Origin of the sequence: Mycobacterium sp. E342 (assembly GCF_001667665.1) — a bacterium.
Classification (GTDB): domain Bacteria; phylum Actinomycetota; class Actinomycetes; order Mycobacteriales; family Mycobacteriaceae; genus Mycobacterium.
Window position 1 is genome coordinate 33,491 of sequence record NZ_LZJM01000125.1, and the last position, 17,463, is coordinate 50,953.

A 17,463-nucleotide genomic window follows, 5' to 3' on the forward strand; every position below is an offset into this window, starting at 1 on the left:
CGCCTAATGATCCTGGGGGGCATGGGGCCTGTCCACATTTGCGGGCCACGCGGCGGCACCGATGACTCCGCTGGGCCGGGCCTTCCTTCGGTGACCGGAGGTGCGGGCGCTTCCCTGCGGACAGGTTACCGGCTGGAGGGAAAACCAAACGTGCTGAACAGGCCCGGGTCGAGGAAGACCGTGATGGTGGCGATCCCGTCGGCGCCCGCGGTGAGGACGTGGATGGAATGGGCGCGCATCGCTCCGTCGGCATCGCGGCGGTACTCGGCGACCGCGGGTTGCGCATTAGCGGCCGTCGGGATCATCGCGATCTCGCCGGCCTTGGCGAAAGCACGCGCGGCGAGGAAGCGCCGCACCGGGTCGCGGCCGGTGAACCACACATCCAGAGGCGGCATTTCGAGTTTCACGTCCGCTTGCAGCAGCGCGGTGAGCGCGGCCATGTCGGCGTTCTCGAACGCGGCGCAGTAGCGGTCGAGCAGATCGCGGCGCGCGGCATCGTCGGGCTCGGACAGGGTGTCCTCGGTGGGGGAGAGCTCCGCGAGCCGGGCCCGCGCCCGCTGCAGCGAGCTGTTGACCGCGGCCGGCGTCGTTTCGAGCAGCTCGGCCACCTCGGCGGCGGTGAACTGCACGACGTCGCGCAGGATGAGTACCGCTCGCTGGCGGGCGGGAAGCTCCTGCAGGGCCGTCATCACCGCCAGCCGCAGGCTTTGCCGCGCGGTGACGTTGTCCTCGGGGGTGGCCATCAGCGAGTCGGGGATCGGCTCCAGCCACTCGTGCGCGCCGGCGGTTGCGTCGAGTCCGGCCTCCGGGTCGATCGATCCGTCGCCCAGCCCGGCCGGCAGCACCCGGCGGGCGCGGTTCTGCAGGGCCCGCAGGCACGCGGTCGTCGCGATCCGATACAGCCACGTCCGCAACGCCGCCCGTTCCTCGAACGCCGGGTAGCCACGCCAGCCGTTGAGGTAGGTCTCCTGAACCAGGTCCTCGGCGTCGTGCACCGACCCGAGCATGCGGTAACAGTGCGCGATCAGCTCCGCGCGGAACGGCGCCGCCTGCGCGATGAAATCCTCCCTCGCCGGCATGGCTTCTCCTGTCTGGGCTGCGACCGAACGCTACTCCAGTACAGAGACGGCGGGCCGCCGAAATTCATCGGTTCCCCGGCGATGAATTCGCGCGCCGCGGCGGCTCTCAATTGGTGGATGGACATTCCCCAGTGAGAGCGAGGACGAACATGAACCAGCCCGTGAGCACCGTCGGCCTGACCGGCACGACGGCAATCGTGACGGGGGCGAGCCGCGGATTCGGCCGCGCGATCGCCGGCGCCCTGGCAGGGGCCGGCGCCGAGGTGGTCGGTGTGGCGCGCAACCGAACCGGTCTCGACGAAGCGCGCGATCAGCTGGGCGACGCTTTCGTCCCGGTGGTCGCCGACGCCGCCGACGCCGCGACCGCGCAGCGGCTGATCGACACGTACCGGCCGCACACGCTCGTGTTGGGTGCCGGGGCGGCGCCCCACATGAGCCCCATCCAGGACCAGAGCTGGGACAGTTTCAGCCAGAACTGGAATGTCGATGTCGCCCAGGCCTTCCACTGGACCCGCCACGCGCTGCGAAGTCCGCTGGCGCCGGGCAGCTCGGTGATCCTCGTGTCGAGCGGCGCCGCCGTGGCCGGGTCGCCGCTGAGTGGGGGCTACGCGGGGGCGAAGGCGACGGTCAGGTTCATCGCCGGCTACGCCGCCGTCGAATCGCAGCGCGCCGGGCTGGGGATCCGCTTCGTGTCCGTCCTGCCGCGGTTGACGCCGGCCACCGACCTGGGCGCCAAGGCCGTCGCGGCCTATGCCGAACGCCAAGGGCTCGACGTCGAGGCGTTTGTGCGGGCCGCGGGGCCGGCCCTCACCCCGGAACAGGTGGGCCGGTCGGTCCTGGGGATCGCCATCGGCGCGCCCGGCGGCGAGGACGCCTACCTGCTCACCTCGACGGGCCTGTCGGCGGTGGCCTGATGTCACTCGAAACCACAAGGAGGACAACGACAATGAACACACCCCCCATCGTGTCCGCACGGGATTGGGCGGCCGCGCGTGAACGGCTGCTGGCGAAAGAGAAGGAAGTGATGCGCGCCCGCGACGCCCTGGCGGCGGCGCGCCGCCGGATGCCCTGGCTGGCCGTCGAGAAGGAATACGCGTTCGAGGGGCCCGGGGGCAGGGCGAACCTGCTGGATCTGTTCGCGGGCCGGCGGCAGCTCATCGTGTACCGCGCCTTCTTCGAGCCGGGCGTGGACGGCTGGCCGGACCATGCGTGCCGCGGCTGCTCGATGATCGCCGACCACGTGGGCCACCTCGCCCACCTGAACGCCCGCGACACCACCCTGGTATTCGCCTCGCGCGCGGCACAACCCGACATCGCGCGGCTGAAGGCGCGAATGGGTTGGCAGATGCCCTGGTACACGATCACCGACGACTTCGATGCCGACTTCGGGGTGGACCAGTGGCACGGCACCAACGCGTTCATCCGGGACGGCGACCGCGTGTACCGGACGTACTTCATCAACAACCGCGGTGACGAGGCGCTGGGCAACACCTGGAGTTACCTCGACATGACCGCACTGGGGCGCCAGGAGAGCTGGGAGGACTCGCCGGACGGTTATCCCCAAACCCCGCCGTACGAGTGGTGGGAATGGCACGACGCCTACGGCGAGCGCACGCCGTCGCGGTGGTTCGGTGAACCCGATCCCGACGACCCGAACGACCCGCGCCCGGCGCGCAACGGCTGAATCGGGCCAATCGCATTTGGTGTCTTCGGCCCGAATAACACGAATGCGCGGTAGCCGTCCAACGGCTACGCGCGCACTATTCGGCAGAGTGAATTAGGGCTATAAAATTCGGTGGTTCGCCCTGTTGACGTGGTAGCCCGCCGGGAACGACTTCTCGATGACCTGCAGGTGGTGGTCCACCCGGGACTCGAGTTCGAGGACCACGCAGCCGTCGCCGACGGTCTTGGACTCGAGGACTATGTACCGCTGGCCGCAATCCGTTATGGGATCACCCGAGTGCAATGTTTCGACGGGCACCAATTCCGGGGTTCCGTTTGATTCCACCCATCACACGGTAGGTCAATTCCGTGGGCGAGGGAATAGTTTTCGCGATCACCCGGGCTCACCGCTTAGCGGGCTGCTTGAAGAAGACGCTGACGTGACGGATCCGCCCGTCGTCGCTTTGCTCGAACAGGATGCATTCCGGCCACCGCTTGGTGACCCCGTCCATCTCGAACGCCTCGGTCAGCTCGACGTAGGACAGGCGGGCGTTCACGTGCGAAACCCGCTGCACCTCCAGCCGATGCCCGTCCAGATTGGTGAGCACCTTGCGCAGATAGGCGACGTAGTGCTGCTTGCCCTCGACGACATCGCAGAACGGGCCCTCACGCACCAGACCTTCGTCGGCAATCGTCGCGGCAAGACCGTCCCAGTCGTGCGCGGCCAGGCAGTCCAGGTAGCGCTCGACCACTCCCGGTTCGCTCACGTCGGCTCCACGCACACCACAGTAGGCGACCGGTGGGCCGGAAAACAGGTTTGCTAAAGGCGTCCGCCTGATCCGCAGGCGCGGGCGAGAATAGGGCGATGAGCGCACCCAGCCCACCGGATTCGCCGCCCGCGGCCCCGAGTTGCTATCGGCATCCCGGCCGGCCGACGTACGTCCGCTGCAACCGTTGCGAGCGCTACATCTGCGGGGACTGCATGCGCAGTGCCGCGGTCGGCCACCAGTGCGTGGACTGCGTCCGGGCGGGCGCCCGAACCATCCGGCAACCGCGGACCCGCTTCGGCGGGCGGCAGCGGTCGGCGACGCCGGTGCTCACCTACGCGCTGATCGCCGTCAATGTGGTCGTGTTCGTGCTGCAGATGGCGTCGGGGAATCTGGAAAAGCAGCTCGCGCTGTGGCCGCCGGCGGTCGCCGACGGCCAGGTCTACCGCCTGGCGACGTCGGCGTTCCTGCACTACGGGGCGACGCATCTGCTGTTCAACATGTGGGCGCTGTACGTGGTGGGCCCGCCGCTCGAAATGTGGCTGGGCCGACTGCGTTTCGGCGCGCTGTACGCCCTGAGCGGGTTGGGCGGCTCGGTGCTGGTCTACCTGGTCTCGCCGCTCGACACGGCGACGGCGGGCGCCTCGGGGGCGATCTTCGGCCTGTTCGGCGCCACATTCGTGGTGGGCAAGCGGCTGGCCGTCGACGTCCGCTGGGTGGTGGTGGTCATTGGGCTCAACCTGGTCTTCACTTTCCTTGTGCCGCTGATCAGTTCGCAACGCATCAGCTGGCAGGCGCACGTGGGCGGGTTGGTCACCGGCGGGCTGGTCGCCGCGGCCTACGTTTATCCGCCAAAGGAGCTCCGCAACGCGGTCCAGGCGGCGGTGACGCTACTGGCGCTGGGGGCGTTCGCCGTGCTGGTCTGGTGGCGCACGGCGCAGCTGCTCGCGGAGTTCTCCGCATGAGCTGGTGGCTCGCCCACTCCGAGCACACGCTGACTCAGGACGTGCCCGCACCCCCCGGCGAGGTCCGTGACTTCTATGTGGACCTGGACAACATCAAGATCGTCCACCCCCTGATCGTGTCCGTGCAGACGCTGTCGCGCAGCGAGACCGCGGAGGGCGTCGTCCACAGCTACCGGGTGCGCGACCGGATCCCGTTGGGCCCGTTCACCATCACCAACACCTACCGGGCCACGTTGCGGGTGCCCGCGGCCGGTGACGTGTTGACCGAGGCCGACCAGTCACCCGGGGTCCACCTGCGCGGAACGGTCAGCTTCGAGCCGATCGCGGCGGGCACGCGGATGACCGAGCGCATCCGGATCGCCGCGCCGCGGCCCCTGGCGCCGTTCACGGCGCGCGAAGCCGTCAAGGCGCACATCGCGATGCTGGCCGGCATCCGCCGCCACTTCGAGACCGGATGATCAGCGAGGCTTCCACTCCGACGTCAACGCCGTCTCCGACAGATACTTCGTCGAACTCCACCCGCCGTCGACCACGATCGTCTGGCCGTTGATGAAGGCGCCGCCGGGCGAGCATAGGAACGCCACGGTGCTCGCCACGTCGTCGACCGTGCCCAGCCGCTGATGCGGTGTCATCTCGGTGTTGATGCGCCGGAATCGCTCGTCGTGCAGGCGCTGTTCGGTCATCGGCGTCTGAATCACTCCGGGGGCCACCGCATTACAGCGGATTCCCTGCGCCCCGTACTGGCAGGCGATGTGGGTGGTCAGCGCGGTGAGGCCGCCCTTGGCGGCCGAGTACGCGCCGCCGCGCAGACCGCCGACGACCGCGAAGGTCGACGTGACGTTGATGATCGCCGACCCCGGCGGCATGTGCGGCAGTACCTGCCGAATGAGGCGGAACGGGGCCCGCAGCATCAAACCGAGGAAGTGGTCCAGCGATTCGTCGTCCGTCTCGTGAACCGGCCGAGGGCTGCCGATGCCGGCGATGTTGACCAGGAAGTCGATGCGTCCCCACTTGTCCACCGCGGCATCGGTGATCCGCTGCGGGGCATCGTCGTCGGTGAGATCGACGGCCACCGAGGCCACCCGGTCGGGATCGCCGATCTGTTGCGCCAGCTCGGCGAGTCGCTCGTCGTTTCGTCCGGTCGCCAGGATCGCCATGCCGGCCTCGGCGAGCTTCGCCGCGCAGCCGAAGCCGATCCCTCCGCTGGCCCCCGTCACCACCGCTACCTGCATGTCACTGTTCCGCCTTCATCAGCGCCGCCTTGATCCGGTGCTTCAATATCTTTCCCGCGTCGTTCTTGGGCAACACGTCCCAAAGTTCAAGCTGCTCGGGCGCTTTGAACTGCGCCACGCCCGAGTCTTCGAGGAAGCTGCGCAGGCCGGCCACGTCGAGGTCGGGCCCGCCGGCGGGGACCACGACGGCGCAGGCGCGTTCCCCGGTCCGCGCGTCGGGCAGCCCGACGATGGCGATCTCGGCGATGCCGGGGTGGCCGGCGAGGACGTCCTCGACCTCCTTCGGCGAGATGTTCTCGCCGTTGCGGATGATGATGTCCTTGGCGCGGCCGGTCACGACGAGATAGTCACCGTCGAGCCGGCGCGCCAGGTCCCCGGTGCGGAAGTAACCCTCGTCGTCGAGGGCGTCGGCCTCGTCTTCGGGGTGCTGGTATCCGCTCAGCATCTGCGGCCCGCGCGCGCGGATCTCCCCACCGACCAGCTTCACCTCCGCCAGGCCGACGCGACCGTCGGTGTCGGCAGCGCGCTCGGGGTCCCGCAGCGACCCGACCGTCGTGACGGGGACCTCCGTCGACCCGTAGACCCGGGTGACGATGGCCGACTCGAAATAGGCTGCGGCCCGGCGGATCAGGGAGGGCGGCACCGACGCGCCGCCGCAGATGAACACCTTCAGGTCCGGCAGGCGGGTGCCTGCGCGCTCCGCGGCGGCCAGGATGTGCTCAAGGAACGGCGTCGCCCCGGCCATGTGTGTGCACCGCTCGCCTTGCATGAGCGCCACCGCGTCGTCGCCGTTCCACCGGTCCATCAGGACCGCGGTGGCGCCCAGCAGCAGTGGGCATTCGAACGCATAGATCGAACCGCCGATGTGCGCGATCGGTGACGCGACCAGGAACGTGTCGCCGGGCTCGACCAGCCAGTGCTCACCGAGCTGGCGGATCAAGGCGTGGATCGAGTTATGGCTGTGCAGAACGCCTTTCGGGCGCCCGGTGGTGCCCGATGTGTAGAGGATCATGCGCACGGCGTCGGGATTGAGCGCGGGGAGCACGCCGACCGGCGCGCGTTCTTCGAGCAGCGAGTCGAAGGGCACGAAGCCCGCGCCGGCTTCCCCGCGCACGATCACGACGTCGGGCGGGGACTCCAATTGCGCGGTCACCCGGCCCAGCATCGCGGCATAGTCGTGGCGGCCGAACCGGGCCGGCGCGAAGATCATTCGGCTGTCGGCGTCCTCCAAGACGAACCGGAGTTCGCGGTCCCGCATGGACGGCAGGATGGGATTGGCCACCATCCCCGCCAACGTGGTGGCCAGGTAGATGAGCGCGGCCTCGTGCCAGTTGGGCAGCATGAAGGACACCACGCTGCCCGGGGGGATCCGGGCGTGCAGCGCGTGCGCCAGCGTCGTCGCCTGCCGGTGCAGGGTCAGGCAGTCCAGCCGCCGATCACCGTCGACCAGCGCCACCCGTTGCGGCGTGCGCTCGGCCGCCTCACGCAGCGCGTCGGCCAGCGTGGTGCGGACCCACCAGCCGCGCGCGTAGGCTTCGGCGGCGCGTTCGTCGTCCCACCGAACCCACCGCCCGCCGATCAGCTTCCGGCTGGTGGCCATTGCGGCAGCTTAGCCACGAACCCGGCGCATCGTCATCGAGTGCCGGAAGCGCGACGCGGGATGGGTGTTGATGGTGACCTGGGCGACCCGCCCGTCGGACGTCGTGTAGGTCCGCCGCACCTGCAATGCCGGTGCGCCCGAATCGATCTCGAGACCGGCGGCCAGGTCCGGGGTGATGAGCACCGCGGCGATCTCCTGCTGAACCTCGACGATGCTCAGCCCGAACAGGTCCTCGATCAGCGGGAAGATGGGGCCCTCGTGGCGTTGCAACAACCGGCCGACCCCCGCGAACGCGCGGTTGATGTAGTACTCGGTGCGGCAGAGCGCGGCCCCCGGCGCCGCTTCGGCGGCGCGCCGGAAACCGCGCACGGTCAACCATTGCTCGCCGGTCGCCAATCCGGTGCGGGTGGCCAGGTCGTCGTCGATGGTGACCATGGCGACCGACTCGATGGCGAACCGGGTGTCCGTCGCGAACGCCAGCAGGTCGTTGATCGACATGACGTGCTGGACGTAGGAGTCCGACGACGGCCGCGGCACCACGAGGGTCCCGGTCCGGGGGCGCGACGACACCAGGTTGTCCTCACGCAGGCGCCGCAGCGCCTCTCGAATGGTGTACCGGCTGACCGCAAATCGTTCACAGAGTTCGTGTTCGGTCGGCAATTGGGACCCCACCGGGTAGACGCCCTCCACAATCTCCTTGCGCAACGTGCGGGCGACCTGCAGGTACCGGTGATCGACGACTCTGGCTTCTGGCATCTCGTCCCCTTAACCTTCCCGTCGCACGGCCAGCACGCTCCCGTCGGCATCCGCCGAGACATACAGCGTGCCGTCGGGCCCGGCCGCGAGGCCGGCGAACGGACCCTGCGGCCCGGAGAAGGGCGGCATGCCGCGCAGCGGCTTGGGCGTCACCCCCGGCGGGGCACCCACCGGCAGGCCCGACGCGATGGTCCGGCGGGTCCCGGTGTCCAGGTCGAAGGCGACCAACTCCTTGGCACCCGCGTCGACGACATAGAGCTGCCCGTCGCGGACCAGGATGCCCTGGGGGCGTTGCAGGCCGTCCCATACGGCATTGCCGGCCCCGCCGAGCCGGACCACCCGCCCCGCGCCCGCCTCGGACACCAGGCATGCCCCGTCGGGGGCGATGGCCACGCCGACCGGCTCACTGAGCCCGGTGGCCATCACCGCGACGGTGCCCGCGCCGATGGACAGCACCCGGCCCGCGCCCAGTTCGGCCGCGACCACGGCTCCTCCCGGCGTGACCGCCACCCCGTAGAGCTGGTCGAAACCGTCTGCCAGTACCACGCTTTCGTTGTCACCCGGCCGGTAGCGAGCCACCTGGCCGTTGGAGGTGGTGACGACGAACTCGCCGTCGGCGACGGCGGCCAGGCCGCGCAGGAACCCCGGGTAGCCGGGGCTGAACAGCATCCCGACAGTGCGCAGAGAGCCGGGTCCGATGGGCGCCGACCCGCTTCGCCCGGCTGCGCCGCGCTCGCGATCGTCGCCGGGTCCGATGGGCGCCGACCCGCTTCGCCCGGCTGCGCCGCGCTCGCGATCGTCGCCGGGTTTGATGGGCGACAGCACATAGAAGTACGTCCCGTCGGCGATGTAGAGGTTGCCGTCGGCGCCCACCGCCAGATCCAGCGGCCAATTGAGCCCGCCCGGCAGCATTGTTCGGGTCTGGCCGTCGCCGAGGATCTCGGTGATCTCGCCGGTGAAGTTGGAGACGAACAGCCGCTCACCGACGAAGGTGAGGTTGTCCAGGCCGGGATTCAACGTTGCCAGCACGGTCCGTTCGCCGGTGCGCGGATCGATGCGCAGCACCTGACCGCTGTGCACCTGGGTCGACACGATGCGCCCGCGGGAATCGAACTTCACCGCGTCGGGGACGCCGAGATCGACGGCCACGCGTTCGGGCTCCCCGCCGTCGGGGGCGATACGCCAGATCTCGTTGGCGCCCATCAGCGGGAAGTACAGCATGCCGTCGGGCCCGACCTCCATGGCGTTGGGCGACGGCGCGTTCTCGAGCAGCACTCGCGCCGCGCCGCCGGCCGGGTCGAGCTCGAGCAGGCGGCCGCCCTCGCGGCACTCGCCGATGAACAGCCGCTGCCCGTGAAAGGTGATGCCGTTGGCCGACGGCACGTCGTCGCGCAGCACCCGGCTGCGGCCCGCCGGATCACGCACGCTCACCCGGCCGTCCATGACTTCGGTGGCGAACAGGTTGCCGTTCGGGTCGAACGCGACGTCGTCGGGGGCGATGATCTCGCCACCCTTGGCGCTGACGACGTCCAGCCGGCCGGTCGCCGGGTCGAGCGCGCTGATCTGGCTGCCGGTCACCTGGGCGATGTAGATCCGGCCGTCCGGCCCGGTGCGTAAGCCGTTCGCACCGAACAGCCGGCTCGGGGGTGTCAGGCGGGTGAGGCTCCAGCCGTCGGCGGCGCGCGGGTCCCGTTCGGCGGTATAGCGGCACTGGGGCGGCGACGATCCGGCCATCACGCTCGCACGGTAGCAACGCGCCGTTGGTCCAGACAATAGGCGCTGCAGTATTTATCGGGCCCCTTGACGCATCGCGGTACCGCGGAGAATCATGCTCTCTGATGAGTGCACATCGTTATCTTGTCCGGACAATTACGTGATTCGATGACAGGTGACCTACTGAGCCTGGATGGGCGCATCGTCGTGGTCTCCGGCGCGGCCGGGGGCGGCATCGGCACCACGGTCACCCGCATGGTCGCCGAGGCCGGGGCGACCGTGATCGCGGTGAGCCGCGGGCGGGAGAACCTCGATCGCCACCTGGGGCCGCTGCTCACCGCGGGGCTCTCGGTGGTGCCCGTCGTGGCCGACGCCTCCACCGAAGACGGCGTGCGAACCACGATCGACGCCGTGCGGCGCGCGGACGGTGAACTCCACGGACTGGTCAACGTCGCCGGCGGCGCGGATCCCTCGACATGGATGCCGTCGACCCGGGTGACCCGCGGCGACTGGCGAGAACTGTTCGCCCGCAACCTGGAGACGATGTTCTTCATGAGCCAGGCCGTGGCCGCGGAGCTGAAGCACCGCGGCCGCCAGGGCTCGATCGTGTCGATCTCGTCGATCAGTGGGATGAACACCGCGCCCTTCCACATCGCCTACGGCACGGCCAAGGCCGCCATCGTCGCGGCGACACGCACGATGGCGCTCGAACTCGCGGACGGGGCGGCCCCGATCCGCGTGAACGCCGTCGCGCCGGGGGTCACCGAGACGCCGGCGTCGGGCGCCTACGTCGACTCCGACGCCGAGCGGGACCGCCGCGCCATCGCGATGGGTCGCCGCGGGCGGCCCGCGGAGGTGGCCGGCGCCGTCCTGTTCCTGCTGTCGGACCTGTCGAGCTACATCACCGGACAGACGCTGCTGGTGGACGGCGGATTGAACCTCAGGTGGGGGCACCTGGGCGCCGACAACACCTCGTTGTTCCTCAAAGACGAATCATTCCGCGCGGCGATCACCCGCTGGGACGGGTAGGAAGCGAGGGGCCCGATGACACAGAACGGCGCGGCCGACGAACTGACCGAGCCGGTCACCATCCCGGTGGAGGCGTACCTCTCCGAGGAATACGTGCGCGCCGAGCGCGACAGGCTATGGCGCAAGGTGTGGCAGCAAGTCGGCCGCGTGGAAGAGCTGCCCAGCGTCGGCAGCTATCTCACCTACGACATCCTCGACGACTCCGTCGTCGTGATCCGCACCGGAGCCGACACGCTCAAGGCCCACCACAACGTGTGCATGCATCGCGGCCGCCGGCTGGTCGACACCCCGGCCGGCGCGAGAAACGCTTGCGGACACAAGAAATCGTTCGTGTGCGGGTTTCACGGCTGGACGTATGACCGGGACGGCGCCTGCACCCACGTGCCGGAAAGGCAAGACTGGCAGGGTGCCCTGACCCCGGAGAACACCCACCTGGCGCCGGTCCACGTCGACACCTGGGGCGGCTGGATCTGGATCAACATGAACCCGGCCTGCGAGCCGCTGCGGGACTACCTCGAACCCGCCGCCACCATGCTCGATCCGTTCCGCCTGCAGGACATGCGCTGCAAATGGCGCAAATGGCTTCATTTCGACTGCAATTGGAAGGTCGCCATGGAGGCCTTCAACGAGACCTACCACGTGGCCACCACGCACCCGCAGTTCAACAGGTTCGGCAACTTCCGCGGCTGGGCGATGGCGCAGGGCAAACACAGCAACATCGGCTACGACGCGCCCGAGGGGCTGGAGGAGACGAAGTCGAAGATCCGGCTGGGAACCGGTGCCGATCCGCGCATTTCGACGGCCGAGATGCAGATCTACACGCTGGAGGAAACCAACGCCACCACCACCAGGACCCTGGTGGAAGCGGCGCGCCGGCTGGTCGACGAATTGCCCGAGGACACCCCCGCCGGCCGTGTGCTCGAGCACTGGCTGTCCTCGGCGCGGCGCGACGACGCCGCCCGGGGCGTGGTGTGGCCGACCATCGATCCCGAACACCTGGCCAAGAGCGGCACCGCGTGGCAGATCTTCCCGAACTTCCAGATCGGGCAGGGCCTGACCACCGCGCTGTGCTACAGCGCCAGGCCGTTCGGCTACGACCCGGACAAATGCGTATTCGAGGCCTCGTGCTACGAGCTCTACGCCAAAGGCGAAGCGCCGCAGACAGAATGGGTGTACGCACCGCCGGAGGACCCGAATTGGCGCAGCGTGCTGCCGCAGGACTTCTCAAATATGGCCGCCGTCCAGCAGGGCATGAAGTCCTACGGCTTCCGCGGCCCCAAGCCCAACCCGTACATGGAACGCAGCACCGCCAACCTGCACCGCAACCTCGCCCGGTATATGGGCACCGGTGCCCCGAAAAAGTTAGCGACGGAGATACAACGATGAAGGTCAATCTTGGTTTCGGCGCGCACAACTCGCACGACTGGGAGCGCGTCCTCGCCCACGACTTCGGCCGGCCGCCCGCGACGCCGGACTGGGAATGCGTGCAGGCGACGCTCGCCATCGCCGACCTGGCCGAGCCGCTCGGGTTCGACGGCATCTGGATGCCGGAACACTGCGGGACGCCATATGGCATGACGCCCAACCCGATTCAGGCACTGAGCTACTTCGCTGGGCGCACCGAGCGGGTCGGCCTGGGCACCTTCGTCGTCGTCGCGCCGTGGTGGCATCCCGTTCGGCTCGCGCACCAGATCGCCTACCTCGACATCCTCTCCAAGGGCCGGTACACCACGATCGGGATCGGCCGTGGAGTCTCGAAGGGGGAGTTCGACGCCGTCGGCGTGCCCCGCGAGGAGAGCAGGCAGCGGTTCAACGAAACCCTCGACATCCTGCAGCTGGCGCTGTCCGGGGAGCGGTTCTCCTACGAGGGCGAGATCTTCACGGTCCCCGAAATGTCGCTGCGCCCCGAACCGCGAAGCGACGACCTCTTTTCGCGCATCTACAGCTCGTCGTCGACGGCCGAGTCACTGGAGATACTCGCGCGCCGCGGCATGGTCCCGCTCTTCGTCGGCAACAAACCGATCGAGGACGCCGGACGGGAAGTGCAGAAGGTCAACACGTTCCGCAAGGAAGAGGGGCTGTCACCCTGCCAGCCGAAGAACGTGATGTTCATGTACTGCACAGCCGGCGATCCCGCGGAGTCCGAGGAGTGGATCTGGACGGCCAACCGCGACGTCACCGTGCACTACGGCTTCGCCGACGCCTCGAACTTCAAGGGCGTCAAGGGCTACGAGGCCTACGCCGCCCGGGAGGCCACCGCCACGGCCGTGCTCGCCTCCTCGGTAACCGGTGACGCCAAAGGGCCGTCCAAGACCCCGGGCTACCACGCCTCCAACCTGCTCATCGGGACACCGGAGGAAATCTTCACGCGCATCAAGGCCGCACAGGAGGCGTGCTCGTTCTGCGAGCTGACCATCGTCCCCCAGTTCGGCACCATGCCCTACGACAAGGCGATGGCCAGCACCGAGCTGTTCGCCAGGGAGGTGCTGTCCGCCGTTCAGAAGATGGAGGCACCCCTGCACGCCGCGGCGCTGCCGGAGAACGCCCTGGCATGACGAACCCGGATTGCCCCCCGTCGCAGACCCCGAACGACGTCGACTTCGAGGCGCTACGCGAAAAGTACCGCCGGGAGCGCGAGAAGCGGCTGCGTCCGGAGGGATCCAAGCAGTACGTCGAACTGGTCGACGACTTCGCGGGGTACTACGAAACCGACCCGCACTCACCGCCGTTGGTGCGTGATCCGATCTCGGCGGACATCGACGTCGCCGTGATCGGTGGCGGATTCGGCGGCCTGTTGTGCGGCGCCTATCTGAAGAAGGCGGGCGTCGACGACGTCCGGATCATCGAGCTGGGTGGTGACTTCGGCGGCGTCTGGTACTGGAACAGGTACCCGGGCATCCAGTGTGACAACGAATCCTATTGCTACGTACCGCTGCTGGAGGAGCTGAACTTCATCCCGTCGAAGAAGTTCGCCGACGGCGCCGAGATCTACGACCACTGCCGACGCATCGGGAAGCACTACGGGCTCTACGACTCGGCGATCTTCTCGACCCAGGTCCGCGAGCTGCACTGGGACGAGCCCGGCAAGCGCTGGCGGATCAGCACCGACCGCGGCGACGACATCCGGGCCCGCTTCGTGGTGATGGCCTCCGGCCCGTTCCACCGGCCCAAACTGCCCGGCATCCCGGGGATCAACGACTTCAAGGGGCACAGCTTCCACTCCTCGCGCTGGGACTACGAATACACCGGCGGCGACACCTCGGGCGGGCTGGACAAGCTCGCCGACAAGCGGGTCGCGGTGGTGGGCACCGGGGCGACCGGCATCCAGATCGTGCCGTTCCTGGGCCGGCATGCCAAGCAGCTCTATGTCTTTCAGCGCACCCCGTCCTCGGTCGGCGAGCGCAACAACGCGCCGACGGATCCGGAGTGGGTGAACACGCTGAAGCCGGGCTGGCAGAAGGAGCGGCAGCGCAACTTCCATGCCTGGACCTTCGAGGGGATGGCGCTGGGCCAGCCGGATCTGGTCTGTGACTTCTGGACCGAGCTGGGCCGCAACACCGCCGCGCGGGTGCTCGCGCTGGAGGACCCGGCCGCCATGACGCCGGAGCAGTTCATGGCCATCCGCGACGAGGAAGACTTCAAGGTGATGGAGCGGCTGCGGCGCAGGGTCGGCAGCCTGGTCGAGGACCCGGAGACCGCCGAGGCGCTCAAGCCCTACTACCGGTTCCTGTGCAAGAGGCCGACCACCAACGACGACTACCTGCAGACCTTCAATCGCCCCAATGTGACTCTGGTCGACGTGTCGACCAGCAAGGGTGTCGAGCGGGCGACCGAAAAGGGCCTGGTGGCCAACGGCATCGAGTACGAGGTCGACTGCATCATCTACGCGAGCGGCTTCGAGATCACCACGGAGATCAGCCGGCGGTATTCCATCGACGCGATCGAAGGCCGCGACGGTGTGTCGCTCTTCGACCACTGGCACGACGGGTACCAGACGTTGCACGGGATGACGAGCCGCGGCTTTCCCAACCAGTTCTTCACCGGGTTCACCCAGGTGGGCATCTCGGCGAACATCGCCGCCAACTATGAATTGCAGGGCGAGCACATCGCCTACATCATTTCCGAGGCCCTGGCCCGCGGCGCGACCACCGTCGAACCCAGCGAGGCCGCCCAAGGCCAGTGGTGCCAAACCATCAAGGACACGGCGATCGACAACAGCCAATTCGACTCCGAGTGCACGCCGGGCTATTACAACAACGAAGGTGGTGGCGGCGGCGAGGGCATCCGCTCCCACCTTGGCGAACCGTACGGGCCGGGGTTCTACGCGTTCAGCGACCTGCTGACCGAATGGCGCGACAAGGGCGACCTGAACGGTCTAGAACTGGGATCGTGATGGCGCAACTGAGGTTCGACGATCGGGTGGCGGTGGTGACGGGCGCCGGCAGGGGGCTGGGCCGGGAGTATGCGCTGCTGTTGGCCGCCCGGGGCGCCAAGGTCGTGGTCAACGACACCGGCGCCGCGTTGACCGGCGCCGGCGCCGACGCCGGTCCCGCGCACGACGTGGTGAGCGAGATCAGGGCGGCGGGCGGCGACGCGGTCGCGTGCACCGAATCGGTCACCACGCCGCAGGGCGGCCAGGCGATCATCCACGCCGCCCTGGACAACTACGGACGCCTCGACGTCCTGATCCACAACGCCGGCAACGTCCGTCGCGGCTCCTTGAAGGAGATGAGCTACGAGGACTTCGACGCCGTCCTCGACGTCCACCTGCGGGGCGCGTTCCACGTGGTGCGGCCCGCCTTCCCGCTCATGTGTGACGCCCACTACGGTCGCATCGTGCTGACCTCTTCGATCGGCGGCCTGTACGGCAACCATGGCGTCGCGAACTACGCCGCCGCCAAGGCGGGCCTGATCGGCCTGTCCAACGTCGTCGCGCTCGAGGGCGCCGCCGAGGGGGTGCTCTGCAACGTGATCGTGCCGTCGGCGGTGACGAGAATGGCCGAGGGACTGGACATCTCGGCCTATCCGCCGATGGGCACCGAGCTGGTCGCGCCCGTGGTGGGCTTGCTGGCGCACGAAAGCTGCCCGGTCACCGGGGAAATCCTGGTCGCCATCGCCGGTCGCGTGGCCCGCGCGGTGATCGCCGAAACCCCCGGCGTGCACCGCCCGTCGTGGTCGATCGAGGACGTGGCCGAGCAGATCGACGCCGTCCGCTACCTGGCCGCGCCGCTGGTCTTCCCGGTCATTCCGGACGGCCACGGCGACCACATTCGCTACAGCTTCGAAACCGCGGCACGTAAGGAGGCTGCGCGCCATGCCTAGTCGTGCGGCCGGTCCCGGCCGGCGCGGCGGCCCGCTGACGGGTGTGCGCGTCGTCGACCTCACCGCGATGGTGATGGGGCCCTATTGCACGCAGATCATGGCCGACATGGGCGCCGACGTGATCAAGGTCGAGCCGCCGCAGGGCGACGACACGCGTTACGTGTCGGTGGGGCCGGCCCGCGGCATGGGCGGCGTCTTCGTCAACGTCAACCGCGGCAAGCGTGGCATCACCATCGACCTGCGGTCGGAGTCGGGCAAGGCCGTGTTGCGGGCGCTGATCGAACGGGCCGAAGTCTTCATCCACTCGATGCGGTCCAAAGCCGTTGCCCGGCTGGGGTTCAGCTACGACGAGGTGGCGGCGATCAATCCGGCCATCGTCTACACCAACTGCTACGGCTACAGCCGGCGCGGCCCCAACGGCGACCTGCCCGCCTACGACGACACCATCCAGGCGGCCTGCGGGGTGCCGTTTGTCCAGGAGCAGTTGACGGGAGAACCCAGCTACGTCGGCACCATCATGGCGGACAAGGTCGCCGGACTGACCGCGCTGTACGCCACCATGATGGCGTTGTTCCACCGCGAGCGCACCGGTGAGGGACAAGAGGTGGAAATCGGCATGTTCGAGACGATGGCGTCGTTCATGCTCGTCGAACACGCCAACGGCGCCATGTTCGACCCGCCGCTGGGCCCCGCGGTGTATCCACGGACGGTGGCCCCGAACCGGAGGCCGTACCGCACCCGGGACGGCTACATCGCGGCGCTGATCTACAACGACAAGCACTGGGCCGCCTTCATGGACGCGGTGCGGCCCCCGTGGGAGAGCGAGCTGTACGCCACACTCGAGCGGCGCGCGCGGCAGATCGACAGTGTGTACGCACTGCTGGCCGAGACGATGGCGCAGCGGACGACCCAGGAGTGGCTCGATTTGTTCCGGGAACTGCAGATACCGGCCGCGCCGCTGTCGAGTCCGGCGACCCTGTTCGACGACGAGCATCTCAACGCCGTCGGTTTCTTCGAGACGGTGCCCACGCCACACGGCCCGGTGCGGTTCCCCGGCGTGCCGACCTGGTTCTCCCGGACACCGGGACGTGTCACCGGCCCGGCGCCGGAGCTCGGCGCCGACACCCAGGAGGTTCTCGAGGAACTGGGCCTGGCCGTCGTCGATGTGAACGCCGAGGTGAAGCCGGCCGGGCCCGTATAGCACGCGCGGCGCCTTCCAAAAGCGAAGCGCGTCTTCGCGTGTCTCTCCGGTCGATCCGGCGGCCGCGCCTCTAGGCTGGCTTGCTGAACTCAACAGGAGGGGCAGCGACGTATCGGCATCAACCATGGCGCCGGGCG

The 17,463-nt window shown here is 68.7% G+C and carries 15 protein-coding genes and 3 pseudogenes; 10 read left to right on the forward strand and 8 right to left on the reverse strand.

Going from position 1 to position 17,463, the window contains the following annotated elements:
• Positions 1 to 125 precede the first annotated feature (125 nt).
• Positions 126 to 1,106, reverse strand: a pseudogene (locus tag A5692_RS07920) (sigma-70 family RNA polymerase sigma factor); the annotation flags it as partial.
• 122 nt (positions 1,107 to 1,228) lie between these two features.
• Here A5692_RS07920 and A5692_RS07925 point away from each other — a divergent pair.
• Both A5692_RS07925 and A5692_RS07930 read left to right on the forward strand, forming a co-directional pair.
• Positions 1,229 to 1,993, forward strand: coding sequence for an SDR family oxidoreductase (locus A5692_RS07925; protein WP_068054329.1), 765 nt, complete (start codon positions 1,229 to 1,231; stop codon positions 1,991 to 1,993).
• A 32-nt stretch (positions 1,994 to 2,025) separates the two neighbouring features.
• A complete protein-coding gene (locus A5692_RS07930) occupies positions 2,026 to 2,763 on the forward strand; it encodes a DUF899 domain-containing protein (RefSeq protein WP_068054334.1) in 738 nt (245 codons plus the stop codon).
• Positions 2,764 to 2,862: 99 nt separating this feature from the next.
• On the opposite strand, the gene A5692_RS07935 is transcribed toward A5692_RS07930, so the two are convergent.
• Together A5692_RS07935 and A5692_RS07940 are read right to left on the reverse strand one after the other, a co-directional pair.
• Complete coding sequence (locus A5692_RS07935) at positions 2,863 to 3,087, reverse strand: hypothetical protein (RefSeq protein WP_067919454.1); 225 nt, start codon at positions 3,085 to 3,087, stop codon at positions 2,863 to 2,865.
• Positions 3,088 to 3,145: 58 nt separating this feature from the next.
• Complete coding sequence (locus A5692_RS07940) at positions 3,146 to 3,508, reverse strand: nuclear transport factor 2 family protein (protein WP_156765977.1); 363 nt, start codon at positions 3,506 to 3,508, stop codon at positions 3,146 to 3,148.
• A 98-nt stretch (positions 3,509 to 3,606) separates the two neighbouring features.
• On the opposite strand from A5692_RS07940, the gene A5692_RS07945 reads away from it, so the two are divergent.
• Positions 3,607 to 4,473 (forward strand): rhomboid family intramembrane serine protease, encoded by an 867-nt coding sequence (locus A5692_RS07945; protein WP_068054340.1) that lies wholly within the window; start codon positions 3,607 to 3,609, stop codon positions 4,471 to 4,473.
• Positions 4,470 to 4,931 carry an SRPBCC family protein gene (locus tag A5692_RS07950; RefSeq protein ID WP_068054342.1) on the forward strand — a complete coding sequence of 154 codons (462 nt, stop codon included), beginning with the start codon at positions 4,470 to 4,472 and terminating at the stop codon, positions 4,929 to 4,931. The genes A5692_RS07945 and A5692_RS07950 overlap by 4 nt, the downstream gene beginning before the upstream one ends.
• Here A5692_RS07950 and A5692_RS07955 read toward each other — a convergent pair whose 3' ends face one another.
• The 5 genes and pseudogenes from A5692_RS07955 to A5692_RS29750 form a co-directional block, all read right to left on the reverse strand.
• The gene (locus A5692_RS07955; protein ID WP_068054346.1) at positions 4,932 to 5,705 is read right to left on the reverse strand and encodes an SDR family NAD(P)-dependent oxidoreductase; all 774 of its coding nucleotides are present in this window, start codon (positions 5,703 to 5,705) and stop codon (positions 4,932 to 4,934) included. It abuts the gene before it with no gap.
• 1 nt (position 5,706) lies between these two features.
• Positions 5,707 to 7,305, reverse strand: coding sequence for an AMP-binding protein (locus tag A5692_RS07960; protein ID WP_068054348.1), 1,599 nt, complete (start codon positions 7,303 to 7,305; stop codon positions 5,707 to 5,709).
• A 9-nt stretch (positions 7,306 to 7,314) separates the two neighbouring features.
• Positions 7,315 to 8,061 carry a GntR family transcriptional regulator gene (locus A5692_RS07965; protein WP_068054351.1) on the reverse strand — a complete coding sequence of 249 codons (747 nt, stop codon included), beginning with the start codon at positions 8,059 to 8,061 and terminating at the stop codon, positions 7,315 to 7,317.
• A gap of 689 nt (positions 8,062 to 8,750) precedes the next feature.
• Positions 8,751 to 8,861: pseudogene (locus A5692_RS29745) on the reverse strand (hypothetical protein); the annotation flags it as partial.
• Positions 8,862 to 9,051: 190 nt separating this feature from the next.
• Positions 9,052 to 9,795, reverse strand: a pseudogene (locus A5692_RS29750) (SMP-30/gluconolactonase/LRE family protein); the annotation flags it as partial.
• Between the two features lie 147 nt (positions 9,796 to 9,942).
• Between A5692_RS29750 and A5692_RS07975 the strand changes: the two are divergent.
• Genes A5692_RS07975 through A5692_RS08000 form a run of 6 tightly spaced genes read left to right on the forward strand, consistent with a single transcriptional unit; the run spans position 9,943 to position 17,326 of the window.
• Positions 9,943 to 10,803 (forward strand): SDR family NAD(P)-dependent oxidoreductase, encoded by an 861-nt coding sequence (locus tag A5692_RS07975; RefSeq protein ID WP_068054357.1) that lies wholly within the window; start codon positions 9,943 to 9,945, stop codon positions 10,801 to 10,803.
• Between the two features lie 15 nt (positions 10,804 to 10,818).
• A complete protein-coding gene (locus A5692_RS07980; RefSeq protein WP_068054360.1) occupies positions 10,819 to 12,189 on the forward strand; it encodes an SRPBCC family protein in 1,371 nt (456 codons plus the stop codon).
• Positions 12,186 to 13,358 (forward strand): LLM class flavin-dependent oxidoreductase, encoded by a 1,173-nt coding sequence (locus A5692_RS07985; RefSeq protein WP_068054361.1) that lies wholly within the window; start codon positions 12,186 to 12,188, stop codon positions 13,356 to 13,358. Before A5692_RS07980 ends, A5692_RS07985 begins: the two co-directional genes overlap by 4 nt.
• The gene (locus A5692_RS07990; RefSeq protein ID WP_068054364.1) at positions 13,355 to 15,196 is read left to right on the forward strand and encodes an NAD(P)/FAD-dependent oxidoreductase; all 1,842 of its coding nucleotides are present in this window, start codon (positions 13,355 to 13,357) and stop codon (positions 15,194 to 15,196) included. The genes A5692_RS07985 and A5692_RS07990 overlap by 4 nt, the downstream gene beginning before the upstream one ends.
• Complete coding sequence (locus A5692_RS07995) at positions 15,196 to 16,125, forward strand: SDR family NAD(P)-dependent oxidoreductase (RefSeq protein ID WP_068054367.1); 930 nt, start codon at positions 15,196 to 15,198, stop codon at positions 16,123 to 16,125. The genes A5692_RS07990 and A5692_RS07995 overlap by 1 nt, the downstream gene beginning before the upstream one ends.
• Positions 16,118 to 17,326: a CaiB/BaiF CoA-transferase family protein gene (locus A5692_RS08000; RefSeq protein ID WP_068054371.1), complete on the forward strand. Its 1,209-nt coding sequence runs from the start codon at positions 16,118 to 16,120 to the stop codon at positions 17,324 to 17,326. Before A5692_RS07995 ends, A5692_RS08000 begins: the two co-directional genes overlap by 8 nt.
• Positions 17,327 to 17,463: the final 137 nt, after the last annotated feature.

Excerpts from the sequence above, each read along its gene's own strand:
- A5692_RS07925 (WP_068054329.1), top strand. The coding sequence starts at position 1,229 with ATGAACCAGCCCGTGAGCACCGTCGGCCTGACCGGCACGACGGCAATC.
- A5692_RS07985 (WP_068054361.1), top strand. The coding sequence starts at position 12,186 with ATGAAGGTCAATCTTGGTTTCGGCGCGCACAACTCGCACGACTGGGAG.
- A5692_RS07980 (WP_068054360.1), top strand. The coding sequence starts at position 10,819 with ATGACACAGAACGGCGCGGCCGACGAACTGACCGAGCCGGTCACCATC.
- A5692_RS07955 (WP_068054346.1), bottom strand. The coding sequence starts at position 5,705 with ATGCAGGTAGCGGTGGTGACGGGGGCCAGCGGAGGGATCGGCTTCGGC.
- A5692_RS07995 (WP_068054367.1), top strand. The coding sequence starts at position 15,196 with ATGGCGCAACTGAGGTTCGACGATCGGGTGGCGGTGGTGACGGGCGCC.
- A5692_RS07950 (WP_068054342.1), top strand. The coding sequence starts at position 4,470 with ATGAGCTGGTGGCTCGCCCACTCCGAGCACACGCTGACTCAGGACGTG.
- A5692_RS07975 (WP_068054357.1), top strand. The coding sequence starts at position 9,943 with ATGACAGGTGACCTACTGAGCCTGGATGGGCGCATCGTCGTGGTCTCC.
- A5692_RS08000 (WP_068054371.1), top strand. The coding sequence starts at position 16,118 with ATGCCTAGTCGTGCGGCCGGTCCCGGCCGGCGCGGCGGCCCGCTGACG.
- A5692_RS07990 (WP_068054364.1), top strand. The coding sequence starts at position 13,355 with ATGACGAACCCGGATTGCCCCCCGTCGCAGACCCCGAACGACGTCGAC.
- A5692_RS07930 (WP_068054334.1), top strand. The coding sequence starts at position 2,026 with ATGAACACACCCCCCATCGTGTCCGCACGGGATTGGGCGGCCGCGCGT.
- A5692_RS07945 (WP_068054340.1), top strand. The coding sequence starts at position 3,607 with ATGAGCGCACCCAGCCCACCGGATTCGCCGCCCGCGGCCCCGAGTTGC.
- A5692_RS07965 (WP_068054351.1), bottom strand. The coding sequence starts at position 8,061 with ATGCCAGAAGCCAGAGTCGTCGATCACCGGTACCTGCAGGTCGCCCGC.
- A5692_RS07960 (WP_068054348.1), bottom strand. The coding sequence starts at position 7,305 with ATGGCCACCAGCCGGAAGCTGATCGGCGGGCGGTGGGTTCGGTGGGAC.